The following is a 26,217-nucleotide window of genomic DNA, read 5'->3' as shown; positions in this document are numbered from 1 at the left end:
GCGTGGAAGAAGCAAAAGCCAAATTCCGTGCCGCCTGTGACAATGCAAAATATGACGGTGAAGTTTTAGCAAAAATTCACACGCCTGTAAATGTAACCTTAGTAAGAAAAGTGCTGAAATGGTTTAAAAATTTGACGGGCAGCAAAAAATGACCACCTACCGCGAATTGGTACAGCGCGTCTTGGCCTGCCGCCATGCCGATACCGAGCTGGGTTTAGGCCGTGCGCGCGAGCAGGAAGGCTTTATCCTCAACGTATCACGGCTGCTGGACAAAGGTGGTTGGACATACCGCGTGCGCATGGATTCGGCGTTTAACGTGACTTTTGCGGTTGAGTGGGACGGCGGCGGCTTTGAAACGCAAATCCGTGCGTTGTGGCAGACGGTGGCGGCAATCTACCCCGTCCACCGCTACGGCGATGTGATTGAAGTGGACAGCGTGCGACCCGACGGGTACGGCTGCCGCATTGTTTTTGGGGATGTGCCGCAATGATGGATTGGGAATTTGCCTTTAAGACACTTTGGGGTATCGGCACGGCGGCGTTTTGGCTGTGGGTCAATACGCTGTCAGGCCGTCTGAAAGAAGCCGAAAAAGAGCGCGCCGCCTTGCAGCGTGAAATCCACGATGTGAAGCTGGCCTACTCGACCAAGCAGGAGGCGGCGGCCAATCAGCAAAACGTGATGGCCGGCCTAAACCGGCTGGAAGCAAAAATTGACAAGTTAGATGAAAAAATCGACCGCAAGGCCGACAAATAGAGAACACACTATGGAAAACCGAGACCCGATTTTAGCAGCCTTGGCGCGCATCGAAGCCAAGACCGACGAAACCCTGCAGAACCAAAAGGTAATGAAAGCCGAAATTGCTGAAATCCACAAGGACACCAAACGCACGGCAGCGGTGGTCGGCGGCGTATCCGGCGCGGTCGGCGGCGGCATTGTGTCGGTGGGCTGGCAGCTGATTAAAGCCAAGATGGGATTTTAATCATGGCGCATCCGCAGGAAAAACGCGAACGTCTGCGCCAGCTTTATGTGTCGGGTGCGCAGACGCTGGAAACGGCGGCGATGATGTGCGAAATCCCGCAAGCCACCGCCCGCGCGTGGAAGCGTGCCGACAAGGAAAAAGGCGACGACTGGGACAAAATGCGCGCCGCCTACACGCTGGCAGGCGGCGGCATCGAAGATTTGAGCCGCGCGATGCTGGCGGGCTTTATGGTGCAGTACAACAGCACGATGACGATGTTGCAGGATACGTCGGTGGAAGATTTAACGCCGTCTGAACGCGCCAAAATGCTGGCCAGCTTGGCCGATGCGTTTACCAAGACCGTGGCCGCCAATGCGCGCGTGATGCCGGAAACATCGAAGCTGGCAACGGCGTTGGAACTGATTGAATTTCTGATGGCCTTTGTGCAGGAGAAGCATACTAAGCATTTGGGCGCGTTTGTCGAGGTATTGGAGCCGTTCGGGGCGGAAGTTGAAAAGAAATTCGGAAAGGCCGTCTGAAAAATGAATCCGATTGACTGGTGCAAAAGCCAAATCGAAAAAAACCAATCCGCAGCAGATTACCGCGCATGGCAGGATTATCAGGTTCTGCTGAAACTTTGGGAAACCCGTGTATGAAAAATAAAGAGTTTCTGAAAAATCTTGCGGCGATGGCCAACCAGTACCGCCGCGTGATTGAAGCGGAGGTGGAAGGCTTCACCACGTCGCCCAAGGCATCCGCCGAGCGTCGGGCGAAGGTGTTCGACCCTGTCGGCGGTTACGAATATTTCGTCAATACCTACTTTCCGCACTATGTCCGCTCAAAAACCAAGTCGGAATTTCATGAGTACATGTTCGGTTTGCTGCCGGCCATACTGCAAAACCCTGAGGCCTGCGCCGAAGCGGCGGGCGCGGCGCGCGGTGAGGCGAAATCCACGCTGGTGACACAGTTGTTTACGCTGTATTGCATTGTAACGGAACAAAAGCATTACGTCGTTATTGTGATGGACAGTATCGACCAGGCATACCCGATGTTAGAAGCGATTAAAGCGGAGCTGGAATTTAACCCGCGCTTAAAAACCGATTTCCCCGATGCCTGCGGTCAGGGGCGCGTGTGGCAGGCGGGTACGGCGGTCACGGCCAACGATGTCAAAATCCAAGTGGCGGGCTCCGGAAAAAAATTACGCGGCCTGCGCCACGGCCCTTACCGACCCGATTTGTGCGTACTCGACGACATTGAGAACGACGAGCAGGTGCGCAACCCCGACCAGCGCGACAAGCTGATGGATTGGGTCAATAAAACCATTCTGCCCTTGGGCGCGGCGGGGTCTAAGTACGATGTGATTTATATCGGAACGGTGCTGCATTACGACAGCGTGCTGAACCGTACGTTTAACAATCCGATGTGGCACTCGCGCAAGTTTAAAGCGCTGAAACGCTGGCCTGACCGCATGGATTTGTGGGACGAATGGGAAAGTATTTTGCGCAACAACGGCAATGCCGGCGCAGCGATGGCCGATGCGTTTTATCAGGCAAACAAAACCGGAATGGACAAAGGCGCGGAAGTGTCGTGGCAGCAGCGGCCTGTATTGGAGCTGATGAAAATCCGCGCCCGCGTCGGCCATGCGGCTTTTGACTCCGAATATCAAAACGACCCTGTATCAGGCGATGACGCGCCGTTTGCGAAAGTGTTGGACGGCTGTATCTACACCGATTCCGATCTGCCGCGCGATGTGGTGATGTACGGCGCGCTTGACCCGTCTCTGGGCAAGGCCGGAGCAGGACGCGACCCGAGCGCGATTTTGGTGGGTGCCTACCAAAAATCTACCGGCATCCTGTATGTCGTGGACGCGCAAATCAAGCGGCGCGTACCGGATTTGATTATCGAAGACGTGATTGCGCTGCAAGCCAAGCGTAAGTGCCAAGTCTGGGCGGTGGAGACGGTGCAGTTTCAGGAGTTTTTAAAAACGGAACTGGTCAAGCGCAGCGCGGCGCGGGGCAATCCGGTGCCGGCGCGCGCGGTCAAGCCGTCCACCGACAAGATGTTGCGTATTGAGAGTTTGCAGCCGCACATTGCCAACGGCCTGATTAAGTTTAAGCAGGAGCATACCGAGCTGCTTAACCAGCTGCGCCACTTCCCAAAAGCTGACCACGACGACGGCCCCGATGCGCTGCATATGCTTTGGATGGCGGCGACCACGGGCGCGTCATCGGCTCAGGCGCGGGCAATCAATATCCCGCTGCCGGATTTGACGATGTAAACAAGGCCGTCTGAATTTCAGACGGCCTTTAGACAAGGATTAAAAAATGTTCGGGCTGATTAAATCCAAACAAAAAACCGCCATCAAAAATTTAGTCAACGCCACCGAAGAGGCCTTAAACAGCCTCTACGGCAGCATGGAGGGAGACGACACCCTGCTGGAGCGTTTGGGGGTTGACCGCCAATATGCGTTTGACGCAATCATGGCTGACGATGAAGTAGCCGCCTGCCTTGAAGACCTTCGCGCGGCCATGCTGTCTAAGCCGTTCCGTGTCTATGGCGAGAATCTGGACGAAGAAACCTCTGACCGCCTGTGGAAAACCCTGCGCCGTCAACTGCCCAATCTTGTAGAGATTGTATTGGCGGCGCGTTTGGGCGGCTACGGTGTGGCGCGCTATGTGTATGCGCCCGAGCCGGACGGTTTTATCGGTATCCGGCAGGTATCGAACAAGGCGGGCGAGCTTTACCGTTTCCGTCCGTGGCGCGACGGCTCGCTGGTTTATCGCGGTGTCGGCGGCGAAGAGCCGTGCGACACCAATATCCAGTATCTGTTTTTGGCGCACCGGCCGACCAGTACCAACCCTGCCGGCGAGATGGCCGCCGCGCGCCTGTATGCGCCGGTTGCCCTGCGCAAAAAAGGCTTTGTTTATGCCGCGCAATTCATCACGCGCTATGCCCAGCCTTACCTTGTCGCCCAAATCCAAGCCAACGACGAAACGGAGCACAACGGCTTTTTAGGCCGTCTGTATCAGATGATTAACGGCGGCGCGATGACCATCAACCGTGAGGATACTATCCAAATGCTGCAAAACAGCGCGGACGGCCAGGCGTTTAAACGGCTGGAAAGTCTCGCCAACGCACGCATCCAAAAAACCTTGCTCGGCAAGGTCAAAACATCGGATTTGGAGACATCCAGCCGCGCGGCGCAGGAAACCGAAGAAGCCGCACGCGTTGAGCGTATCGGCGCATACATGATGATGTTGAGCCAAGCGTGCCAGCATTTTATCGACGCGCTGGTTATGGTCAACAACGTTTGGGGCGTGGGTATCAATGCGCCTAAGGGGGTATGGTTTGAATTTGAGGAGGAAGTTAAAGTCGATGTGCAGCGCGCCGAGCGTGACAAAAAATACTTGGAAAGCGGCAGCCTGCGCCTGACACGCGACTACTACCGCGATGTCTTGGGCTTTGACGAGGCACATTTTGAAATTGCCGAACCGGTGGCGGCGACGGTGCAGGCGGCTCAATTGGCCATGCGCCTTTCAGACGGCCTGAACAATGCCAATCAGCCGCTGACTGTGGAACAAACCGTCATGCAGCCCAAAATCCAAGCGGTTTTGTCTGCGCTGGAAGAGTGCAGCGGTTACGCCGAATTTGAAGCCCGCCTGCCGGAACTGGATTTGAGCCAAACCGACAATATCCTGATTCAGCGTTTGGTTTCAGACGGCCTGAAAGCATGGTCGGAAGGGGCGACGGATGAGTGATGTCGGGTACAAACCGTCGGGCTTGGTCGACAAAGCCGCGCTGGAGCATTTCAAATCCAAGCGGATTCTGCCCGGTTTCAGCCATTACGACGTATGGCTGTATCAGCACAGCTTGGCGTTTACCGTGGCTAAGATGATGGACGCCGATATGCTGGCCGAGGTCAAACAGGCGATTGAGCAGGCGCAGCAGAACGGCACGGGTTTTGCCGATTTCAAAAAACGGCTGAAGCCGTATTTGATGGCTAAAGGCTGGTGGGGCGAGCAAATCATGACCGACCCGCTGGACGGCGTGCAAAAGCTGGTACAGCTCGGCAGCACCCGCCGCCTGAAAACCATCTTCAGCACCAATATGCAGACCGCCTTTGCCGCCGGGCAATGGCAGCGCATACAGGCCAACAAAGACGCGCTGCCCTACCTGCGCTACAACGCGTCTGCCGCCGGTACGCCGCGCGACAGCCACAAACGCTACTACGGCATGATTCTGCCTGTTGACCATGAGATTTGGCAGGTGGTGTTTCCGCCCAACGGTTACGGCTGCAAGTGTTCGGTTTCCGCGTTGACCCGCCGCCAAGCCGAACGCGAGGGCATCAGTGACGGGCCGGATGTAGAGATGGTGGAATTTACCAATCCGCGCACGGGGCAGACGGTGCAGATTCCGAGCGACATCACGCCGAGCTTTGCGCACAATCACGGCGACAGGCTGGGCGCGATGACCGCGCTGTTTGCCGACAAGCACGGCGAGACCGCTTTAAATGCCATGATTGCCACGCGCGAGGCATGGCTCGACAAACGCTATACTATGCCGTCTGAAGCGGTGACCGTATTGGCCTTGCCGGAAAAAGTGCCCTCCAAAGAAGTAAAACGTCTGACTCAGAACAATGCCGCCAATAACGTTGCCACGCACGAAGCCGAAGCTGCCGCCGCTTGGCAGTTGGTAACGGGCGACAGGTTGGAAGTGTTCGATTTGGCGGTTGGAAAAGGCGAAGGACAGGCGGATTACCTGATTGTTTCAGACGGCCTGCCGCGTGAGAAATGGCTGCGCTTGGATTTTATGTATACATGGCATGCCGCCGAATTCGAGCGGATTGCCAAGTTGAATCAGTTTCTGACTGCTACGCCGCAGCAATGGGCAAACCAAACCGCCAAAATCGGGCAGCACTTGGAAAAAGCCGACATCGTGCCCTTGGATTTCCGCCGTCTGAATGCGCAAAACCGCCATAAAATCCTGCAATTCGTGTTATCATTGCCGAAAGAACAACGGGATAAAATCCGCATTTTGGTACAGGAGCGAAAATGAGTACGTCTGAATTTTGGATAGACAGGGAAAACGGCCGGACAAACGAAGTGGTCATGACCAAGCGCGCCTGCGCCGACCTGTTTGCCTATATGGTGCCGCGTATGTATGGTATCGCCCCCGAATATGCAGAAGAGTTCGAATATGGCAATTGGGAAGTATTCTCTATCGGCGGTGCGCCCGAAAAATATTACCGCGCCATCTGCGGTTTGGTGTTGGGCGGCGCGGACGAATTGCCGTCGGTAGCCCCGTATAAAGCCGATTTGAAAGCCGTCCTCGAAGCCGACCCGCGCTTTAAAGCCGCTTAAAACCCGCCCGCCGCAAGGCGGGTTTTTGCCAACCCGAACCGAAAGGCCGCCGAAATGAAACGCGGCTGGGATTTGATCCGCGAAATCTTAACCGCCCTGGAAGAGGCGGACGGCACCGACGTACGCCTGATGGCTAAAGACTTCCCCGATTGGCCGTCTGAAAGCGTGTCGTATCATTTGTGGCTGCTGATACAGAGCGGCCTGATTGTCGGGCGCTGCAACCACGATATGCCGCGCAAAGGATTTCAGTGTTACGGGGTATGTATGACGTGGACGGGGCAGGAATTTTTGGCGGCTGTGCGCAGCGACACGGCTTGGAAGAAGATTAAGACGCTGCTGAAAAACAAGGCGGTGGATTTGTCTTACGAATCCATCAAGTCGGCCGCATTGGAAGCACTGAAGAGCAGTTTCTGAGTATTCCGCCCGAATTTGCGTTTTCAGCGCATTTGACCGCCCGGCACAGGCAAACCCCTGTGCGGCGTTTTGAAATCAATCTGACGCAAATCTAAAGGCACTCTAAATGCGGTTTGCAAACCGTTTCCCCTGCCGTTTTTTTCAATCCGCCAAAAAATGCGTTTTCAGCGCGTTTTATCCCTTAGGGCAGGTAAAGGTATCAACCGCGTTGCAAACGCAATCTGGCGGGGGCTTAAAAGGCCTCTGAAAACGATTTTTACGACCCGTTCCAAAAATATTCTGCCGGTGCCGTCTGAAACGGTTTCAGACGGCCTGCCTTTGCCCTCAAAAATATTCCGTCATCCGGCCGCCAAGTGCAGCCGTGCCGCCCTTTATCCCCCGTCTGCCGCCTTATCATGCGGCTATGAATACCAAAACCCCACTCAAAATCAAATTATCCGCCGCCGGGCCGGTCAGCCTGCTGACTGCTGCCGATGCGCCGCGCTCGTTTAAGGGTACGGCCAATTCGGGCAAGCCGTTCGGCTACGGCGGTTATCAGACCGTGATTGACTTTGACGGCCTGAAACACAAACCCAAAATGCCGGTGCTGTTGGAACACAGCCCCGTCAAGATGGCGGGTGTGTGCAGCCTGTCGGTCACTTCGGACGGCCTGATTGCCGAAGGAACATTGCTTGACAACGAACACGGCAACGAAATCGCGGCAGCCGCCGACCAAGGTTTCCCTTGGGAGATGTCGGTTTATGTTCAGGCTGCCGCTTATGAAGAGTTGGCGGCGGGTGCGGCGGAAACGGTCAACGGCCATGAAGTTACCGGCCCCGTTGTGATTATGCGCCAATGTACCATCCGCGAAGTGTCGTTTACCGCCATAGGTGTCGACGGCAATACCGAAGCCGTGGTATTGAGCGACGGCGCACCCTTCAAACCTTTTGAAAAACTGGAGCTATCCATGACCAAAGAAGAACAGGCCGCTTTTGACGCACTCAAAGCCGAAGTGGCTGCCCTGAAAGAAGAGAAGGCGGCGGCTCAGGCCGAAGCCGAAAAAGCCAAGGCGGAAAAGAAAAAAGCCGATGTGGCCGCCAAATTGTCGGCAGCCGGTTTCAAACAGACCGCCGACGGCTGGGACGGCCTGTCGCAAGCGACCGTCAATCTGCTGTTGTCGGCAGAACCCGAAGCCGCCGCCACCATCATTGCCGATTTGAAGCCGACTGCGCAGGCAGCGGCCATTCCGCCTGCCCTGTTGTCGGACAGTCCGGCAGCCCCGGCAGCGGAAGAAGGCGTGAAATTGTCCGCCGCCACAGCAACCAGTACGTTTAATAAGGGTTTGAACTATGTCTGAATACAAAAACAAAACCGTATCGCATGAGTTGGGCAATACCGTCAGCGACTACATCAAATATGAGGCCACCTATCAGACGCGTGTCGCCGTGGCCGCCGCCCCGGGTACCAAGGCCGGTACGTTTGTCGATTTTCCGTTGCGCGGCAAAAAATTGATTGCCCTGACCGACGAATCCGACGGCAAAGTCTTGGTACAGCCGCACAACTGCGTGATTGACCTGTCTCTGCTGACCGCGGCCGCCGTCAACGCCGCCACGGCCGAATCCGGTCTCGACGGCCTGAAAAAAGAAGGCGACCCTTACGGCATCGTCTACACCGGCACGCCGAAAGACTAAATGTTTGCAGGCTGTTTCAGACGGCCTGCCCCCGATTTTTTGATTTTTTAAAGAGGTTTTAGCAATGCCATTATCCAATGACAGCAAATTCGGCGTCAAAGCCCTGACGATGGCCGTCAACAAAGTGCCGGCCACGCCCACCCAAATCCGAGAGCTGGGTATTTTCGAACCGCAATACCTGACGACCACATCGGTAGACGTGGAATACCAGGAAGGCCGCCTGAATCTGGTACAGAGCCGCGAGCGCGGTATGGGCGGTCAGCCGGTGCCGAAGAAAAGCCGCAATATCCGCACCTTTAAAATCCCGCACCTGCCGCAAGACGATGTGGTGCGCGCCGACGAAGTGCAAAACCTGCGCGCATTCGGCACGGAACAGGCCGCCACCGTGGAAAGTGTGGTCAACGACAAGCTGGCCGACGGCAAACTGAATTTGGAATACACCCGCGAGCATTTGATGCTGGGTGCGTTGCAGGGCAAGATTTTGGATGCCGACGGCACCGTGCTTTATGACCTGTACAAAGAATTCGGCATTACCCGCAATTCGGCCAACTGGAAACTCGGCACCAAAACCACCGAAGTCGGCGCGGAAGTCGACAAAGTCATTACCGCCCAACGCGCCAAGCAAAAAGGCGCGATGGTTACCGGCTGGGTGGCTCTGTGCGGCGCGGACTTCTTAACCGCGCTGAAATACCACGACAAAATCAAACCGCTGTACGAGCGTTATCAAGACGGCGCGGCCTACCGCGAAGGCAGCCTGAACCCGATTGCGTTTGAGCATAACGGCATCAAGTTTATCCAGTATGTCGGCGATTTCGGCGAAAACGGTGCGAAAATCGACGCAGACAAGGCGATTTTGCTGCCGGTAGGCCGCAAACTCTACACCGAGGTATTCGCCCCTGCGGACATGAATGCCGCCGTCAACACCCGCGCGCTGCCGTATTACGCCAGCCGCGAGAAGCTGCAGCACGACAAAGGCTGGAGCCTGCACATGCAGTCCAACCCGCTGCCGGTTGCCCTGCGTCCCGAATTGGTTATGACCTTGTCTGCCGGTTAAGGCCGTCTGAAATGGCTCTGATTACCGCAGAAGACATGGTTGCGCGTTTCGGCGAGAAAGAACTCGCCGAGCGCACCGACCATGACAGCTACGAAGTCATCAACGAAGACGTGCTGGCCAAGGCCATGACCGACGCGGAAGACGAAGCCGGTGCGTATCTGCGCGCCGCCAAACTCTCCTACGACGCGGACGGCAATCCGCCGCCGAGGGTGCTGGTGATTAAGGTGTGCGACATCGCGCGCTACTACCTGTATCAGGACGCGGTGACGCAGATTGTCGAAGACCGCTACAAGTCGGCAGTCTCATGGCTCAAGTCGGTAGTGTCCAATCCGGGCTTGCTCGATCCGACCCGTTACGATACGGCGGACAAGCCGTCCGTGTGCGCAGTGATGCCCAACTGCCCGCCTGATTTGAAAGACTGGATGTAGCCATGCAGATTGTCATCCATCATAACCTTGACGAGATTTCAGGCCGTCTGAACCGGTTGGCCGGTACGCTAGGCGGCGGTTTGACCAAACCCATGCGCGCCATCGGCGGCGTGGTGGAATCATCGGCCCGCCGCCGCATTGCCGAAACCAAAACCGCCCCGGGCGGTAAAAGATGGGCGGATTTGGCCCCGCAGACCGTCGAAGCCAAAAAAGGCAAAGGCGGTATCTTGGTGGAGCACGGCAACCTGCTCGGCAGCATTACCCATCAGGCCGCCAAAGACAGCGTCATCGTCGGCTCGGTCATGGGTTATGCGGTCCATTTGCAGCAAGGCACGCGCCATATGCCCGCGCGCCCGTTTTTGGGCTTGTCGGGGCAGGATTATCAGGACATCGACGATTTGCTGGCCGACTGGCTGGAGGGATTGATACATGCTTAAGCAACACGGCAACCTGCTGGCCGTCTATCCGCTCATACTCGAGCGCATGGCGACGGTCGACGGCGTGAAAGCGGTAAAAGAAATCGGCGACTTGGCTGAAATGCTGGCCGCCGCCAAAGAGAAACGGCGCGTATCGCCGTTGGACGGTGCGGTGTATGTGGTGTACGGCGGCGAGACCGTGGCCGATACCGCCAACCGCAGCGGCCAAACCAAGCATACGCTGCATTTTACCTTTGTCTTGGCCAAAACCTACACCGCAGGCGGCAAATCGCCGCTTTATGAAGCCGGAGCGGTGTTGACCGCGATTCAGACGGCCTTTGCCGGATGGGACGCGGGGCGGGAGTACGCCGCTTCCGAATTCCGCCGCGAACCGTCGCCCGCCATCGAATACAACGACGGCTATGCCTTTTTTCCCATTTCGTTTGCCGCCGACGTGGTGGTCAAACCCAACTAAAGGAGTGATTTATGTCACGCAACCATGACGACGGCCTGTTGTTCGCAGGCACCGTATACGCCCGCAACCGCCGGATCGAAGGCAGCGGCTTTTACGATATCGGCAACACCACCGGCCTGTCGATTAAAAGCGATGCCGAAAAAATCCAGCGCACCAGCAAACGCAAAGACAGCTACGGCCAGCCGTTAGACAGTCTGGCCAACAAGAAGCCGTCCGAATTGAGCTACACGCTTGACACCTTTGACCGCACCAACTTGGCAATGGCCTTGATGGGTGAGGCGGCGGTGATTGAGGCCAAAGCCGTTAAAGTGACCGACGAAGCGGTTACCGTCGGCAACAAGGGGCAATGGTACAAAATCAGTATCGACAACATTGACGGCAAAGTGACCGTTAAAAATGCCGCCGACCAAGCGGTCAAACCCGAGTATATCGAGGTCAACGCCACCTTGGGCATGATTCTGATTAAAGAAGAATGCGACAACGTGAACAACGGCGAAACCGTCAAAGTCACCGCGTCCACCGGCGCGAAAGGCGGCTTTATGATTGAAGCCGACACCGTGGGCGACTACGACTTGGAAATCATGCTCGACGGCGTGAACCGCGTCAGCGGCGAAAACGTCAAGCTGCACATCCCGTCCGCCGTGGTGTCGTCCGACAGCGAGCTGGATTGGTTCGCCGACGACTTTAACGAGGCGAGCTTTACCGGCAACCCCGTGCTGGTCGACGGCAACAAGTCGGGCTATACCGTTAAAGTGTTCAGCGTCTAAAGGCATACAACAAGGCCGTCTGAAAACCAGTTATTAAGGATTACTTAAATACTGATTTCAGACGGCCTTTTTGTATGGTTCAGACGGGGTTTAAAGACCCGGTAAATGGTGTTTGGCCAAAGCGGCAGCTGCCGCAATGGAAGCAAGCAAAAGAGCTACAGCTGCCACCGACACCAAGGCAAGCAGCACGCGCGACCCCTTAACCGCGCCCAAATGCTGTTTGTCAAAAGCAGCGGCCGGCGGATAAGTATGTTTGACAGGTTTGGCAAGCCAGTAAAAAAAGCCGCACAAAACAAAAAAGCCGATGATTTGCATGATGTCCCCTTTATTATTTTCACTAAGGTAGCAAAAAAATGACAAATATTCAAGCAGGTATTGAGATTAAGGCAGGTGTTTCTGGTGTCGAAGACATCAAACACCTGTCACAGACCATCAAAGAGGCAGGTGTCGATACCGGCGGTTTGACTGCCCATACCGAAGAGCTGGCACAGTCTTTCAGCCGTATGGCCGAACAGCAGGCATTAATCAATCAGTATAAACAGTTAAGCCAAGAAGTCGGCTATACCGGAACCGCGCTCAAGCAGGCTAAATCCGCATTGGCGGAAATGTCTACGCAAATGCAAAACGGTGCAACCAAGGAGCAAAAAGCCCGGTATAACGCACTGGCGCAAGAAGTGAAAAATCTGGAAGCGCAGCAAGGCCGTCTGAAAAGCCGTTTGGCCGATACCGGAAACGAGATGGCCAAAGCGGGCATCAATGCCAAAGATTTGGCCGCTGCCGAACAAAAACTGGCGGCGGAATCTGCCGCTGCCGCCGTCAAAATGGACAAACTCAATGCCGAAACCAAAGAGTTGAAAGCCTTGGCCGATGCGCGCGTACAGCTCGGTATCGATACCGACGACAAGGCGCGGCAGGAAATCCAAAAAACCAAAGATGCCTACGAGCTTTTGAAAAACAGCGGCACGCTCTCGCATGAAGAGTTAAGCCGGGCCGCCGAATTGCAGCGCGATAAAATCTACCGCTTGGAATCAGGGCTGAAAGAGCTGCGCCCGAGTTTGGCCGATGTTGCCAATGAAGTTTCCGGTATCGTAACCCGTGCGGGCGGGCTGGCCTATGTGTCCAAAGAAGCGATGGCGTTTGAAAGCGCAATGGCCGGCGTCAAAAAAGTGGTGGACGGCACACCCGAACAGATGGGCGAATTGGAAGGCAAGCTCAAAGACCTGTCCGTGCAGTTGGGCATTATGCCTGCGGAGATGGCCAACATTGCCGCCGCGGGCGGACAGCTCGGCATCGAAATGCAGAAACTGCCGCAGTTTGCCGAAATCGCGTCCCAAATGTCCACCGCTTTCGGCATGACGGCTGATGAGGCGGGCAACGCCGCGGCCACCATTTCCAACGTGTTCCAAATGCCGATTGAACGCGTGCAGGAATTGGGCGATGCCATCAACGTTTTGGGTAATAACACCGCTGCAAGGGAAAAAGACATTGTGGCGGCAATGGCGCGCATCGGCGGTACGGCCAATCAGTTCGGCTTGGCGGCGGAGGAAGCCGCAGCGCTTGCCGATGCCTTTATTGCTTTGGGCAAACCGCCCGAAGTGGCGGCTACCGCCATCAATGCACTGTTGCAAAAGCTGCAAACCGCGCAGACGCAAGGGGCAGGATTCCAAGATGCACTTAAAAGTATAGGTTTGAGTGCGGATGAGATGGCCGCCAATATCGCCGCCAATCCGCAACAGGCATTAACCGGCTTTTTGAGCAAGTTGCAGGATTTGGACAAACAGAGCCGCGCCCTGGTGCTGTCGAAACTGTTCGGCACGGAATACAGCGACGATATTGCCCTTTTGGTCGGCTCGCTCGGCGAGTATGAAAAGGCCTTGGCCTTGGTCGGTGATAAAAGCAAAGTGGCCGGTGCCATGCAGGAAGAGCTGGCTAACGTGATGGGTACGACGGAAGCCCAAATCAACCGTGCCAAAGCAGCATTTTCGGTGGCGGCGGCAGAAATCGGCAGCGCGCTGCTGCCCGCGATTACGACAGCCGCCGAAGCTGCCGCCTCTGTTGCGGGCGGCGTGGCTAAAGTTGCCCAAGAATTTCCTGTTCTCACCCAGTTGGCCGCGCTGTATGCCGGTGCACGTTTGGCGGTGCAAGCCTATGAAACCGCCGTGCGACTGACGGGCGGCTCGTCGGCGGCATCGTTTGCCAAACAACAGGTCAGCATTAACGGTGTGCGCACATCTTTACAGTCGGCTACACAGGCCGCGCGTGAATTGACGGTGCAGCTGACGGCGGCAAACGGAGCCGGCATGGGCAAGGTCAAAGGCTCGATTGCGACTTTGGGCGGTACGCTGAAATCGGTGGCAGCCAATGCAGGGGCATTGTGGGCAGCATTTGAGACAGGCCGCTCAATTGGAGACGGCCTTTACAAAAACAGCGAGATTGTGCGCAGCTTCGGAGATGAATTGGCGCGTATCCCGGCGATTATCGATTCGCTTTGGACAACGGGCGGGCTGGAAAAATACAACGAAAATTTCAAAACATCGGCTCAATCCGCCCGTGAATTGGCCGCAGCAGGGGAAGAGCTGGCCAAACAGAATGCGCTGAAAAAAGAAAAAGCCGAACAGGCCGCAGCCGCAGAAGCTGCCGCCATCAAAGCCCTGCAAGCCGAATACCGGCAATCGGCATCAGAAGCCGCCGCGCTGGAAACCACGCTCAATGCCTTGCGCGCCGGTGGCCGTGAAAACACCGCCATGTATGCCGAATTTGCCGTGCAGCTTGGAGTTGCCCGAGAAAAAATGGCTGCTTTGAAAGCCGAACTTGACGCTAAAAACGCCAAAATCAGTGTGGATACGGGCGATTTGGCACGCGCCACCGCCGCGCTGGAAGAATTGGGCTTGAGCACGCAGCAAGTTACCACCGGCATGAGCGATAACGCCAATAAAGCCTTGGACAGTTTCAGTCTGGCCGCACGGCAGTTCGGTAATGATGCCGACCAGATGGGGCGGCTGTTTCAGGCGGCCTTGTCCAAAATGGACAGCCCTGAGGCAGTGGAAGCACTTAAAGGCCGTCTGAACGAGGTCGGTAAAGAAGCAGGCCTGACCGCTGAAGAAATCGAAAAAATCGGCGATGCCGCCCCAAAAGCCGCCGGCAAAGTATCCGAAGCCTTCGCCAAAATCGGCGTGGATGTCGATTCCGTCACCACCGGCATCAGCAGCAAGGCCAAACAGGCGTTTGCGGATTTTCAGACGGCCTCGAAAACGGCGGCGCAGCACGGTATCGACGGTGCCAACCTGATCCGCGCGTCGTTCGAGCAGATGATGGGCAAGCTGGAAAGCCGCCAAGAATTTGAAGCATTCCGCGCCCAATTGGAGGCCAACGGCCAAACGGCCAAACTGACCCAAGACCAAATCGCGCGCCTTAATGAGGCGGCGGCAAAAGGTGCGGGTGCGGCCAAAACGGCTTATGACCAGCTTGGCGGCAGTATTAAGGCGGCCGGAGACCCTGCTACGCTTAACCAAATCGCGAAACAGGCGCAGGCGGCTTTTGAGAGCGGCTCAATCAGCGCGGCGCAATACGACCGAGTGATTGAACAGGTCAACGCGCGCGCGCAGGAATTGGCGCAAAACACGGCCAAAGGCGGCGACCAAGCCGTGCAGGCACACCAAAAAGCCGCCGAATCCGCGCGGCAGCGCGAATCCGCCGAACGCCGTGCGGCCAATGCCGTCGGGGAATCAGCCAAGGCAACAGAAAAAGCGTCGGCAGCCGTTACCGACTACGGCTACCGAATGAGCCAAACCCACGGCTATGTCAAGCTGACGACCGAGGAGATGGAAAAGCTTAACCGTGCATTTTCGGGCGTTAAATTCGGCGCGGCCGCTGATTTGGTAACAGCCCAAGTTAAAGATTGGACCGAAAAAATAGCCAACGCCAACGCGGCGATGGAGCGGTTAAACCAATCAACATCAGCCGGCATGGTCAATAATGCCGACCTACAGCGTGCCATCACTGCGACCAATGCGGCGGCGGACAAATTGGGCGAGGTCAAATTAAGCCGATTCCGCGCGGCCATTGAAGATGCCCGCGCCCGAATGCAGGCCTTAAGGCAAGAAGCCAGCGATGCTACCGCGTCTTTGCAGGCACAGCTTGACGAACTGAACGGCAATGCCGAAGCGACTTATGCGTATCAGCACCAAAAGCAGCTTGCTGATTTGCAGGCGAAATTGGCCGAGGCGCAACGGTTCCAGCAGGCCGAAGTGGCGGCGGAATATCAAAAGCAAATCAAGTTGCTCGAGCAGATTTACCAAAAACAAAAAAGCAACCGCCAAGCCGAGCGGGTGCAAGCCCAATCGGTTAGCACGCCCGTCTATTCAGGCGGCGGCAACAGCAATTCCGGTGCGAGTGCCGATGTGTTGCGCCAAATCGGCACAGGCGGGGTCAATATCGACTTGGGCCGTCTGAGCAGCGTGCTCAAAGAGCGCGATCAGGCTGTGGTCGACAGTATGTTTAAGCAGCTTGAGGACGGTTTAAAGCGCAGTACCTGATTTCAGACTGCCGCCAAGCCGTAAAGTGCAGCCATGCCCCGCCCAATCAGGCGGGGCTTTTGTTTTAATCAGGTATTAACCACGAAAGGCCGTCTGAAATGGCAAACGATGTTTGGATTCTGAAACGCAACGATACCAATGAACGGATTGAGCTGCCGCAGGATATACGCTGGCGTGATGAGTTTGAGTGGTCGAAAGTGGCGCAAGCCGCGCCGCAGCGGACTTTGTCGGGCGGTTTGATTATCCAGCAAGGAGTCAAGCTCAACGGCAGACCGATTACGCTGTCCGGCTCGTGGGTATGGCACACACTGGGCACGGTGCGCCGGCTACGCGAATGGTCTGATACACCCGAACTGGAGATGACGCTTAGCCATTACGACGGACGCGAATTTAATGTCGTGTTCCGCCTGCACGATTCCGCGCTCGGCAATGTCGAGCCTGTACGTTATGCCACGCCTGAAGCGGGCAGCGAACGCTACACCGCCGAAATCTTATTAATGACTTTTTAAACAGGCTTTAAACCATGAATAAAACCACCCGCCTTACCCAGCAGGATTTGCAGATTTACCCGAGCCAGCGCATGACCGACACGCCGGACGGCGGCGGCCTGATGACGGGGACGCCCCTGACCGGTGCCGATAATGAGATTTTTCCGCCGGTGTCGGATGTTGACCGCACAATGGGCAGCTTTGACGCGCGTCTGCTCTACCCTGCCGTGTTGCGCAACGATGCCGAGCCGCTTTACGGCGGCCATTTCATCATCAGCGAGCCGCCGAAATCGCCGAATGTGTCGTTTTTGGCGTTTAAAGCGCGCAATTACGGCGAAGAGCGGCAGGACATCATGCCGCGCATCGAAGCCTACAGCGTGCCGACGGTCGAAAGCCGCATGACCATGATGGGGCGGCATTTGTCCGGCGTGCGCCTGATTCAGGCCTACCAGCGCGTCGAAGCCCCGCTGCCGAAGGTCGGCGAGCGTTATTGCCTTGAATTTACCGATACCCGAAATTCCGCCGCCGCGCGGCGTTACGAGTATTTCCGTATCCAGAATTTGGAGTCGGAAATCCGCACGTTTGAAATCCCGTTGCCAAACGGAGAAACCAAAGAAATCCGGCGTCGCGTGGTTAAAATGGAAATTACCAATCCGCTGGTCAACGATTATGAGGGCGTAAACTACCCGGTCGAGGGATATGCTAACGCCCCCGTTAAGATTTTGGAAACTCAGGTTGCCGATTCGGCCAGCTATTACGGTGTCAAACCCGTATCCGCGCCGCTGAAAAAAGGCGACGCCGCGCTGACCGTGTCCGGCATTTACGAAAAACTGGTGCCGACATCAACAGTTGAAACCGCCATCGCCGACCAATATCCGGTGCCGTCTGAAATGTGGATACCATCCGCGCCCGTGGGCGTGGTGTTTGCGGGATACCATAACGGCGGTAATCTGTATTTCCCGCAGCCGGTTTTGCCGGGCAGCATCGCATGGGGCAATTTTAAAGACAATGCTGCCGGCCTGCTTTCGGACGGCCGCAACAGCTACTCCGTCGATTACCATCGCGGTGTGATTGAAAACCTGCCGTCCGGCCGCTACACCATCAGCGGCCAATTCGGTGCCAAGTCGTCAGCCGCCCGTTACTCTACCTATGTCGAAGTCAAAGAGACCAACCAAGGCACAGCATGGGCACCGCTGCTCAAGCCGCTGCCCGCCCCGGGCGCATTGGCCGTGTCGTTTATGGCTTTGGGCGTGTGGTACACCCTGAAAGATTTTGGTGACGGTATTATCCGTGACGAGGCCAACACACAGGTCGGCACGGTGTCGTATGTGTCCGGCTCGGTGATTCTTAATCTGCCCGCCATGCCCGATGTCGGCAGTAAAATCGTATTCCAATGGGGCGGCGACGGTTTTCAGACCTTTGACGGCAAGGCCGCGGGGTCGGTGATGGTCGGCACGCCAAGCGGCGGCGACGGCGTGTACGACATCGGACAAGCCGTCAAGCCCGGCACCGTGCGCCTGAGTTGGACGGACGGTGGAGCCAAAACCGCCCGGGACAACGGCGCAGGCGGCATAACAGGTGACATCACCGGCACCATCGACTATGCGTCGGGTGTGATTAAAACGACCGTGGTGCGAGCGGGAAACATCGGCATCGCCCGCGAAGAGTACACGGCAGCAGATGCAAAAGGCGAAGCCCAATGGAAGAAGGGCAACTTGGTGTTAGACATCGGCCGTACCGCGCCGGGCAGTTTTATGGCGGTGTTGTCGGGGAGCCTAAATGTAAAGGTGATCTACATTAAATATCTGATTGACTCTTCCAGTCGCTTTCGTTTTCGTTATGGCGACCGCCGGATTGTCGAAAGTAACTATACCGCCAGGTCTTTTAATTTGGTGATTTCTGACAACGGCTCGGGTGGCCTGCTTTTGGACGGTAACCTGTTGAGTGGCGGCAGCATTGACTATTCAAGCGGCGCAGTAAGAATTCCGGCTGCATCGCTAGATTTGAAGGTGTATGATTCACGGCAAGGCTATGTGGATCCGGGTGAAGGTTTTTCCCGGGTCAGAATAAGTGAGATAGCCGACCGCGAAGTAAGGGTCACGCCCAACGGCAAAATCGTTTGGGTCAAAAAAGAATCTTCCGCCGCCGAGTCCAAATCGGGCAGCGTGCGCGGCTCTTTGGTGTTGGATGCGCTCAAAGGCGGCTATGCCAACGATACTGCGGTATTTGACACATGGCGGTTTTCAGACGGCAAAACCGACATCGTCGAGCGCGGCGGCGTGCTGTATAAAAATTGGGATACCGCATCCGGCAGCGGCCAGATGGTCGGCAACATGGATGATCACGGTAAAGTCGACTTGACCGATGATGCCGTTGACGGCGGCAGCCTCAAAATCACGGCAGGCATTGTAAAGCGGCCTGAAACACTCATGTACAGCTATTCCGGCCGCACGGATTCTGCTCCGGTCAAGCCGGAGAGCTTTACGGTGTATGCAGGTGATTCCGTGGCCAAATCCGATGCCGACGGCAATATTACCGGCGCATTCAACGGCACTATTGATTATGAGACAGGTTTCTACAGCGTCGAATCCGCCGACGGCTTTTATCCGTCGACCATGCGTTACAACGCCGTCACCCAAGACAATCTGCCCTTGGATTCATCGATTATCGGCATCGACTCAGTGCGGCTGCCGTCAGACGGGCGCGTGCCGATTTACCGCAAAGGCGACATGATTGTCATCGGCAGCCATCTCAAGCAGGATTTGGGCGGGTCGTTTACCGGCGGACAGCAAATCACGCTTAACCGCCAAAACATCGACCGCCTGTGTCTGCTGGACGCCGACGGCAAACACGTCCTGGCCGAAAAATACAGCATGGATTTAAAAACGGGCGAGCTGACTTTTTCCGAGCCGCTGGATTTGTCGCAATACGCCATGCCCCTGACCGCATCAATGGCATGGGAAGAAGAAAACCGCATCACCGGTGTGGATATTTCAGGCCGTCTGAAACTGCAATTCGCCCTGTCGCGCGATTACCCGCAGGAAAACACCTACGTTTCCAGCGCGCTCATCGGCGGCGATTTGCTGGTGCGCGCCACCGAGCCTTTCAGCCAGCGGGCGTGGGACAACGTATGGGCGGATGCTATGCGCGGCGAAGAGATTTTGGCCAAACTCAACGTCAAAGACTACCCGTTTAAACTGACCAGCAACGGCGCGGTTACCGAGCGTTGGCTGATACAGTTTACCGGCGAGAGCCAATACCGGCTCTACGGCGAGCAGTTGGGCTTGGTGTTGGCATCGGACACGCTGACCGGATTGGCACCCGCCAATCCGGCCACCGGCAAACCGTATTTCCGCCTGCCAGCCGCGGCATTCGGCGGCGGCTGGGAGCGCGGCAACTGCATCCGGTTCAACACATTCGGCACGCCGCTGCCCGTATGGGTATTGCGCAGCGTCCACCCCAGCCCCGACAAGCAGGCCGGGCGCGACGGTTTCACCGCCTGTCTGCGCGGCAATACGGTGGCCGGGTAAGGCCGTCTGAAAGCCGCAGGCTTCTGCGAAGCTGAAGACAAACTGCCGCCAAGCCGCAAAGTGCATCCGTGCAAGCCCCGGTTTCCGGGGCTTTTCTGCATAATGAGTGCATATGTTTTTTTAGGGATTCAACCATGTTTAATACTACCCGCACGCCCGTAAAATTATATAAGTGGGATGACCCGGGTGCGCCTCAGGTCAGCTATACCCAAGGCTCAATTAAAACCGTTTTAAAAGCGTGCTTGATTAGCGGTTACGGCGATGGAGACAACCGTAAAGAGCCGTTAGGGTGGAAAATCAGCTTTGAGGAGGATTATAAAGCTGTTTTCGCGCCGAAGGATGACGAGGCGGAAGGCTGGGCGCTGTCAGCGGATGATTCTTGGCGGGGCAATACCGGCAACCAGACCGACTCAGGAGCGCGTTGTCGGATTATTTTAAACCCGACATCAATTTCAAACGGTGAAATTGTCAATTCCGAGGCCTGGTGTGGTTTTAGTTATTCGTCATTTAAAGGTTCCGGTAAGTGGTGGCTTGTTGGCAATGGCAGAGCATTTGTTTTGGTTACCTCTGATTCATCGTCGTCTAGAGAATGCGGCTTTCTTTATTTTGGCTTATTCCCGTCGGTTGCTGATCGGCAGTCCGGTAATTTGTGTTTGGGTTTTGTGGGCGGGTTTGGGTCAGCTGCTTATACCGGCGGGAGTTTGCATATCCAATATGCGCGCAGCTATGACTATTTATCGGGGGCAGGAGGAAGGATAGTTTCTAAAGCTAACGGTTATTATTCTGTTAAATACCCTAACCCGGCTACCGGCGGGTTTTGTGCCGACGACTGCTATCTGTTGGAGACTGCCAACTCATTGAACATGCTTGCCGGCTCTTTACCCGGCTGTATGATGATTTTCGAGGATATGCCTACGTCAAACGAAGTGCCGTTTGGCAAGATTTTTAAGGATCTTGACGGCAGCGGTGACCAATACCTTTATTGCAGAGTTAATGGCCGGGGCATGCTGGTCAACCTTAATGCGTGGGAAATGTGATGGCCGACCTGTTTTTCCGCAGCCGCCCGGTATTTTATTACAGGCAATTGAGTTATCAAAACCATTTGTTGCAAAGTAACTGTTTTTTAAGGTCGGCACACCATAAATACGGCGGCAAGGGCTGCATCGCCGGCGAAGCAGACGGCATCGTCACCGTCGACGGCCAACCCGCGTCACGCCGCATCTACCTGTTTGCCCTACCCGCGATGGAATGCATCGCCGACACATGGAGCAAGCCTGACGGCAGTTACCGTTTTGACCGTCTCAACACCGATAAAGAGTACATGATGGTTGCGCGCGACTACAAAAAACAATACGAGCCGGTGAGCTACGACTACATTAAGCCGTATGTAGATTCAGACGGCTGAGAGGCCGTCTGAAATGTCCGACCCTAAAAAATACACCGCCAATGCCATACCGCTGCCGTTTGCGCAGCGGATTGACGGGCGGTCTGAAGCCAACCGCCTGCCGTTGCCTTTCAGACGGCCTTTGGGCTATGCCGGTGATGACACGCCGCCCCATGATACGGGGCAGCAGCCGGATAACCCTTTGCCGCAGCCCAAGCCTGACGACGGTTATGCGCGTGTGTCTCAAGGATGGGGATTTGTGCAGCACGCGGTCGGGTCGGCAGCGGTTTGCCGGGGTGCCGGTTATACCCATGCCGCTTTGCGGCTGCCTTTTCAGACGGCGTGGGATGCCGCGTCGGATGTGTCGGTGTGTTTAGAGCCGTTTACCGACGCTTTGGCCGATGTGCGCCGTGATACCGCCGCACATTACAGGCCGTCTGAAAAACTCGGCGGCTGCGGCCATGTGCAAACCGGCGGTATTGCCGATTTGAGACGCTGTGAGCAACCGCACACAAGCGGCAGCGCGGTTCGGGCAAACGGCAATCATGACGACACGTCGGCGGTTTCCGGCCTGTTTGTCGATACCTGCACGCAACCCCGTACCAGTGCGAGCGGTGCAGTGGGCTTGTGTTTGGATTCGGACTTGCACGCGGCGCAGGATTTGGCGGCCTGTCTGCACCCCCGATACCAACCGGCCTTAAGCGTGCCGTGCGAATACTACGAGATTCCGCTCGAGCCGGAACCGGACAACACCGAAAAGACCTATATCTGCGGCATCCGTCCGCCGTCCAACCGCATGGCATTGCGGTTTCAGCGGCGCAAAATCGCCCACGCCGCCCACGCCATACCGTTGCCGTTTGCCTGTTTTGACCAATCGGCCACCCCGATTTTAAAAGGCTACATCATGCAAAACACCGTTTCCGCCGCCGTTGACGGCCGGCCGCTCAATCTCTTGTCGGCTTCCTTTACCTGCGACACCGGCGGCTACTGCTGGCAGGGCAGCGTGACCCTGCCGCCTGATGATTTCGTGCGGCTCAATATCGACGGACGCGCCAAAGGCAGCCCGGCCTTAATCAGTTGCCGCATTAATGGCGATAATTTTGTTTTCATGGCCGAGGATTACAGCGACAACCGACAGTTCGGCCAAAAATCCTACACCGTTACCGGGCGCAGCCAAACGGCCCTGCTGGGCGACGACTACGCGGCAAAAGGCGACGGCACTTACCGCAACCCGATTTATGCGGCGCAAATCGCCAACGGGCAGCTTAAGTTCGGCAGCGTCAAGCTGGACGGCTGGGGCATCGCCGATTGGCTGATTCCTGCCGATGTGTATTCCGTGACGGACAAAACGCCGATGGCCGTGCTGCAGGAGCTGGCGGCCGCTGCAGGCGGTTTTGTCGAGAGTGACCGAGCCGAAGCCGTGGTACGGCTCAAACCGAAATGGCCTAAGGCTGCGTGGGAGATTGATTCTGCCGCCCCTGATGTCGCCGTGCCGTCCAGCGTGATTATCAAAATCAGCGGCCGGCGCAGCGTGTCGGAAAAAGCCAACGGCGTATTCGTTTGGGCAAACCATGACAAAGGTGTGGGCGGCGACATTTACCGCAGCGGCAGCGGCCGCGAGCCGCGCGCATCGGCTTTGAGCGGCGCGCTCTACACCGACCAAGCCGTGTTGACTGCCGCCGGTATCACCGCCTTGAGTGCCACGGGAATCCATAAAAAAGAGACGGTGACGCTGCCGGTATCCGACAAGTACGCCATCCCTTTGGCCGCGCTGGGGCAGATTTGGCAAATCCAAGAGCCGGTCGGCATGTGGCAAGGCGTGGTTACCGGCGTAACGCTGGACGTATCCGTTGCCGACGATGCGCCGGTGGTGACGCAAACCTTGAGCATAGACCGTTATTTGGACGATTAAACCGTTTCAGACGGCCTTTAAAGATTTTTGACGTATGAATAACTATCAAAGATTAAGCAGCATTTTAAGCCGTCAGCAGCAAGGCGTTGCCCAAATCACCGGCGACTTGGGTGGCGGCGCATGGGCGGCGCGCTCGCAGGGCGGCAGTAATTTGGTGCTGAGCGGTCAGGCGGCAATCGGCAATAAAGTGTTTTACGACATTAAGACCAACAAAATCTTGAGCCAAGCCCCGGATTTGCGGTTGATTGAGTTGGGAGTGTGACATGACAAAAAATCCCGAATTGAGGTTCAAGCGCGGCGAAACGGTGGAAATTACCGTTTTATTCGATATTTTGGATGATTACGGCATTTCGTCGCTGACAGGCGTGACCGCCGTTGCCCAATTGCGGCGCAAACACGGCGGTGATACCGTGGCGGATTTTGACGTATCCGTCTACCCCGAAACACCGCGCGTTTTACTGACTTTGACTGCCGGTGTCTGCGCCGCACTCGATGCCGGCCAATATGTGACCGATGTGATGTTCACCCGCCTTTCAGACGGCCTGACCCAATACAGCGGCGACATTGCCGTCAACATTATCAAGAGTACCAGCCATGCTGACTGATTTTAAAGTATACCGCGGCAACATCGAACATGCCGGCCATCGATACGATGACGATTTATACCGCGTGTGGCTCGCGCAGCCCGGCAACCGCGACAAGTCGTTTGACGATTTTACCGAGTGGCTCGCACAAAGCAAAAGCAGCCAAGAAGCCCCTGATTTCGTCGCCCGATTTATTCTTGCCCTCAACTGATTTAGGAAAAAAAATGAAACTGATTGACCGTATTAACCAGTTTATCGATGCCGCCGGAGCCGCCATTAAAGGCATCCGCACCGACATCGGCCAAAAAACCAACTTGCAAACCAGCGACAAAAACAGCTTGGTCGGGGCCATCAATGAGCTTAAAAGCATGGTTGACAACAATCAGGCCGGCGGCGCATTGATTGACGACGTATCGGCAGCATCAGCCACAACCGTATATTCCAGCCAAAAAACCGAGCAATTGATTGCCGCCGAAGGCCAAAACATCCGCAATCAAATCTTAGACGGCGCAGATACCGCTTACGATACGCTAAAAGAAATCGGTGATTACATTAAAGAAGACAAAAGCGGCGCGGCAACGATGGCCGAGCAAATCGGCAAACGTCTGCGCATCGATGAGGCGCAGGAATTGACGGCCGAGCAAAAAAACGCCGTCGAAACCACCCTTAACTTAGGCGATACCGATACCGACTTCGCCGCACGATTTAAGGCAGCCCTAAAATGACCTTGGAAGAGCGAATCGAAGCATTGTCTATAGCGGTGGCAGAAGAGTTAAACAGCCGCAAGGAGCAAGCCGCACCACTCAATATCCAAAGAGGACGTGTGGTGTTCAATGATGCCGTTCTGAAAAACGATTTATCAGGATGGACAGGCTTACTTAATGGCGCAATTGCCAATTCATCTGTTTATAACATCAGATTTAAAAAGCCTTTTAAAAAAGTGCCGGTAGTGACCCTTGCCCAGCAACGCACAGATACGCCAAGCTGGCGATTTATTGAGATAGTCACCGTGACCGAAGAGATGTTCAGCATCCGCTGCAACTACTGGGGCAATAACTTGATATTGCATTGGATGGCAATGGAAGAAGAGACGGCATAGCAGAAAATAGATTTACCAGAACGGAATTTAAATAATGTCATGTTCAACAGGTTCCCCCGCCCGAAAAAATCTCAAATGAAATGCGGTGTATGAATTGTAACAAGCTGCTGGCTAAAGGATGTGGCTGTGTACAAATCAAATGTCCGCGTTGCAAAACATTCAATCAATTTAAATAAGCCTTTGAGCTTTGTCTTCGAGTGCCGCGAGCACCGGAGATTAAAAAGTGACTAAAGTTTGGAATCAAGCCCCGATCCCTTTTGTTGGACAGAAACGGTTTTTTCTACAATTATTTAAAGAGTCTTTGAAACAAATTCCTGATGATGGTGCGGGGTGGGTGATTGTCGACGTATTCGGCGGCAGCGGCCTATTGGCACATACCGCCAAACGCAATAAACCCGCAGCGCGAGTCATCTATAATGACTTCGATGGGTATGCCGAAAGATTAAATAATATCCCTGATTACAACCGCCTATTGGCAGAGATTCAGGCACTTACAAAAGACGTGCCAAGAGAAGTGAGATTGCCGCAGGATGTGGAAGCGGCAGTAAAATCGGCCATCCGTAATTTCGACGGTGCAATTGATGTCAGGGTGTTATCATCATGGCTGCTTTTTAGTACCAAACAGGCAGTTGATATTGCGCAATTATTGGGCTGGGAATTTTATAACAAGGTGCGCAAAACCCCGTTTAATACGTGTGATGGTTATTTGGACGGGTTGGAAATTGTTTCTGAGGACTACGAAAATCTCATGCACCATTATCAGCATGGCGAGAATATCTTATTTGTACTTGATCCGCCTTATGTGGGCACGGAGCAATTTGCCTACAAGAACGAGAAATATTTCAATATGGTCGCATTTCTGAAGCTAATCCACCTGACACGTCCGCCTTTCATCTTATTCAGCAGCAATCGGAGTGAGATTTGTGAGTATCTTGACTATTTAAAAGAGTACGAACCGCAGGCTTGGAGTAAGTTTGCAGATGCACAAATACATAAGTTACCTGTCAAGATGGCTAAGGGGGTTTCTTATGAGGATAATATGGTGGTTAAATTTTAGATTTTGCGTTTTTTTGTCATGGATAAACTACAGGGAAGCTATGACAAAAAAACGCAAAACTATGACAAAACGCGCGCTACCTTACA

General features: G+C 55.3%; 31 protein-coding genes. 30 read left to right on the top strand and 1 reads right to left on the bottom strand.

Features of this window, described 5'->3' with window-relative positions:
* Nucleotides 1–2 precede the first annotated feature (2 nt).
* The 17 genes from ACFPVS_RS09065 (at nt 3) to ACFPVS_RS08985 (ending at nt 11,542) form a co-directional block, all read left to right on the top strand.
* The gene (locus ACFPVS_RS09065) at nt 3–152 is read left to right on the top strand and encodes a hypothetical protein (protein ID WP_233572111.1); all 150 of its coding nucleotides are present in this window, start codon (nt 3–5) and stop codon (nt 150–152) included.
* Entirely contained in the window at nt 149–490 is a 342-nt protein-coding gene (locus tag ACFPVS_RS09060) for a hypothetical protein (protein ID WP_123804360.1), read from the top strand. The genes ACFPVS_RS09065 and ACFPVS_RS09060 overlap by 4 nt, the downstream gene beginning before the upstream one ends.
* Nucleotides 487–753: a 6TM ABC transporter family protein gene (locus tag ACFPVS_RS09055; RefSeq protein ID WP_233572112.1), complete on the top strand. Its 267-nt coding sequence runs from the start codon at nt 487–489 to the stop codon at nt 751–753. Before ACFPVS_RS09060 ends, ACFPVS_RS09055 begins: the two co-directional genes overlap by 4 nt.
* A 10-nt stretch (nt 754–763) precedes the next feature.
* Nucleotides 764–979 carry a hypothetical protein gene (locus tag ACFPVS_RS09050; protein WP_378595665.1) on the top strand — a complete coding sequence of 72 codons (216 nt, stop codon included), beginning with the start codon at nt 764–766 and terminating at the stop codon, nt 977–979.
* 2 nt (nt 980–981) lie between these two features.
* Nucleotides 982–1,497 (top strand): DUF1804 family protein, encoded by a 516-nt coding sequence (locus tag ACFPVS_RS09045; protein ID WP_378595664.1) that lies wholly within the window; start codon nt 982–984, stop codon nt 1,495–1,497.
* A 113-nt stretch (nt 1,498–1,610) separates the two neighbouring features.
* Nucleotides 1,611–3,236 carry a phage terminase large subunit gene (gene terL, locus ACFPVS_RS09040; protein ID WP_378595663.1) on the top strand — a complete coding sequence of 542 codons (1,626 nt, stop codon included), beginning with the start codon at nt 1,611–1,613 and terminating at the stop codon, nt 3,234–3,236.
* Nucleotides 3,237–3,282: 46 nt separating this feature from the next.
* Complete coding sequence (locus tag ACFPVS_RS09035) at nt 3,283–4,716, top strand: phage portal protein family protein (RefSeq protein ID WP_378595662.1); 1,434 nt, start codon at nt 3,283–3,285, stop codon at nt 4,714–4,716.
* Nucleotides 4,709–6,013: a phage minor head protein gene (locus ACFPVS_RS09030; protein WP_378595661.1), complete on the top strand. Its 1,305-nt coding sequence runs from the start codon at nt 4,709–4,711 to the stop codon at nt 6,011–6,013. The genes ACFPVS_RS09035 and ACFPVS_RS09030 overlap by 8 nt, the downstream gene beginning before the upstream one ends.
* A complete protein-coding gene (locus tag ACFPVS_RS09025) occupies nt 6,010–6,318 on the top strand; it encodes a hypothetical protein (protein WP_378595660.1) in 309 nt (102 codons plus the stop codon). Before ACFPVS_RS09030 ends, ACFPVS_RS09025 begins: the two co-directional genes overlap by 4 nt.
* A 54-nt stretch (nt 6,319–6,372) precedes the next feature.
* Nucleotides 6,373–6,732 (top strand): DUF2513 domain-containing protein, encoded by a 360-nt coding sequence (locus tag ACFPVS_RS09020; protein ID WP_378595659.1) that lies wholly within the window; start codon nt 6,373–6,375, stop codon nt 6,730–6,732.
* Between the two features lie 403 nt (nt 6,733–7,135).
* Entirely contained in the window at nt 7,136–8,068 is a 933-nt protein-coding gene (locus ACFPVS_RS09015; protein WP_378595658.1) for a hypothetical protein, read from the top strand.
* A complete protein-coding gene (locus ACFPVS_RS09010; protein WP_378595657.1) occupies nt 8,061–8,402 on the top strand; it encodes an oxaloacetate decarboxylase alpha chain in 342 nt (113 codons plus the stop codon). Before ACFPVS_RS09015 ends, ACFPVS_RS09010 begins: the two co-directional genes overlap by 8 nt.
* Before the next feature lie 64 nt (nt 8,403–8,466).
* The gene (locus ACFPVS_RS09005; RefSeq protein WP_378595656.1) at nt 8,467–9,456 is read left to right on the top strand and encodes a major capsid protein; all 990 of its coding nucleotides are present in this window, start codon (nt 8,467–8,469) and stop codon (nt 9,454–9,456) included.
* Nucleotides 9,457–9,467: 11 nt separating this feature from the next.
* A complete protein-coding gene (locus ACFPVS_RS09000) occupies nt 9,468–9,884 on the top strand; it encodes a phage protein Gp36 family protein (RefSeq protein ID WP_378595655.1) in 417 nt (138 codons plus the stop codon).
* A gap of 2 nt (nt 9,885–9,886) precedes the next feature.
* Nucleotides 9,887–10,321, top strand: coding sequence for a phage virion morphogenesis protein (locus tag ACFPVS_RS08995; protein ID WP_378595654.1), 435 nt, complete (start codon nt 9,887–9,889; stop codon nt 10,319–10,321).
* A complete protein-coding gene (locus ACFPVS_RS08990; protein WP_378595653.1) occupies nt 10,314–10,775 on the top strand; it encodes a phage tail terminator protein in 462 nt (153 codons plus the stop codon). Before ACFPVS_RS08995 ends, ACFPVS_RS08990 begins: the two co-directional genes overlap by 8 nt.
* Nucleotides 10,776–10,786: 11 nt before the next feature.
* Nucleotides 10,787–11,542, top strand: a complete 756-nt coding sequence (locus tag ACFPVS_RS08985; protein WP_378595652.1) for a phage tail tube protein — start codon at nt 10,787–10,789, stop codon at nt 11,540–11,542.
* A 90-nt stretch (nt 11,543–11,632) separates the two neighbouring features.
* Here ACFPVS_RS08985 and ACFPVS_RS08980 read toward each other — a convergent pair whose 3' ends face one another.
* Nucleotides 11,633–11,857, bottom strand: coding sequence for a hypothetical protein (locus ACFPVS_RS08980; protein ID WP_378595651.1), 225 nt, complete (start codon nt 11,855–11,857; stop codon nt 11,633–11,635).
* Between the two features lie 38 nt (nt 11,858–11,895).
* On the opposite strand from ACFPVS_RS08980, the gene ACFPVS_RS08975 reads away from it, so the two are divergent.
* The 13 genes from ACFPVS_RS08975 (at nt 11,896) to ACFPVS_RS08915 (ending at nt 26,131) form a co-directional block, all read left to right on the top strand.
* Nucleotides 11,896–16,077, top strand: a complete 4,182-nt coding sequence (locus ACFPVS_RS08975; RefSeq protein WP_378595650.1) for a phage tail tape measure protein — start codon at nt 11,896–11,898, stop codon at nt 16,075–16,077.
* A 98-nt stretch (nt 16,078–16,175) separates the two neighbouring features.
* Complete coding sequence (locus ACFPVS_RS08970) at nt 16,176–16,586, top strand: hypothetical protein (RefSeq protein WP_096294368.1); 411 nt, start codon at nt 16,176–16,178, stop codon at nt 16,584–16,586.
* Nucleotides 16,587–16,600: 14 nt separating this feature from the next.
* Nucleotides 16,601–20,095 (top strand): hypothetical protein, encoded by a 3,495-nt coding sequence (locus ACFPVS_RS08965; RefSeq protein ID WP_096294369.1) that lies wholly within the window; start codon nt 16,601–16,603, stop codon nt 20,093–20,095.
* A 134-nt stretch (nt 20,096–20,229) separates the two neighbouring features.
* Entirely contained in the window at nt 20,230–21,132 is a 903-nt protein-coding gene (locus ACFPVS_RS08960; protein WP_096294370.1) for a hypothetical protein, read from the top strand.
* Entirely contained in the window at nt 21,132–21,500 is a 369-nt protein-coding gene (locus ACFPVS_RS08955; RefSeq protein ID WP_096294371.1) for a hypothetical protein, read from the top strand. Before ACFPVS_RS08960 ends, ACFPVS_RS08955 begins: the two co-directional genes overlap by 1 nt.
* Before the next feature lie 13 nt (nt 21,501–21,513).
* A complete protein-coding gene (locus ACFPVS_RS08950) occupies nt 21,514–23,391 on the top strand; it encodes a hypothetical protein (protein WP_096294372.1) in 1,878 nt (625 codons plus the stop codon).
* 34 nt (nt 23,392–23,425) lie between these two features.
* The gene (locus tag ACFPVS_RS08945; RefSeq protein ID WP_096294373.1) at nt 23,426–23,653 is read left to right on the top strand and encodes a hypothetical protein; all 228 of its coding nucleotides are present in this window, start codon (nt 23,426–23,428) and stop codon (nt 23,651–23,653) included.
* Between the two features lies 1 nt (nt 23,654).
* Nucleotides 23,655–23,996: a hypothetical protein gene (locus tag ACFPVS_RS08940; protein WP_096294374.1), complete on the top strand. Its 342-nt coding sequence runs from the start codon at nt 23,655–23,657 to the stop codon at nt 23,994–23,996.
* Complete coding sequence (locus ACFPVS_RS08935; RefSeq protein WP_096294375.1) at nt 23,986–24,186, top strand: hypothetical protein; 201 nt, start codon at nt 23,986–23,988, stop codon at nt 24,184–24,186. The genes ACFPVS_RS08940 and ACFPVS_RS08935 overlap by 11 nt, the downstream gene beginning before the upstream one ends.
* 13 nt (nt 24,187–24,199) lie before the next feature.
* Nucleotides 24,200–24,700: a hypothetical protein gene (locus tag ACFPVS_RS08930; protein ID WP_096294376.1), complete on the top strand. Its 501-nt coding sequence runs from the start codon at nt 24,200–24,202 to the stop codon at nt 24,698–24,700.
* Nucleotides 24,697–25,074: an H-type lectin domain-containing protein gene (locus ACFPVS_RS08925; RefSeq protein WP_096294377.1), complete on the top strand. Its 378-nt coding sequence runs from the start codon at nt 24,697–24,699 to the stop codon at nt 25,072–25,074. Before ACFPVS_RS08930 ends, ACFPVS_RS08925 begins: the two co-directional genes overlap by 4 nt.
* Nucleotides 25,075–25,154: 80 nt before the next feature.
* Nucleotides 25,155–25,250 carry a Com family DNA-binding transcriptional regulator gene (locus ACFPVS_RS08920; RefSeq protein ID WP_096294378.1) on the top strand — a complete coding sequence of 32 codons (96 nt, stop codon included), beginning with the start codon at nt 25,155–25,157 and terminating at the stop codon, nt 25,248–25,250.
* A 47-nt stretch (nt 25,251–25,297) separates the two neighbouring features.
* Nucleotides 25,298–26,131 carry a DNA adenine methylase gene (locus tag ACFPVS_RS08915; RefSeq protein WP_096294379.1) on the top strand — a complete coding sequence of 278 codons (834 nt, stop codon included), beginning with the start codon at nt 25,298–25,300 and terminating at the stop codon, nt 26,129–26,131.
* Nucleotides 26,132–26,217: the final 86 nt, after the last annotated feature.

Source organism: Neisseria weixii, assembly GCF_042658245.1.
GTDB lineage: Bacteria > Pseudomonadota > Gammaproteobacteria > Burkholderiales > Neisseriaceae > Neisseria > Neisseria weixii.
This window is presented reverse-complemented; position numbering and strand designations above follow the sequence as displayed.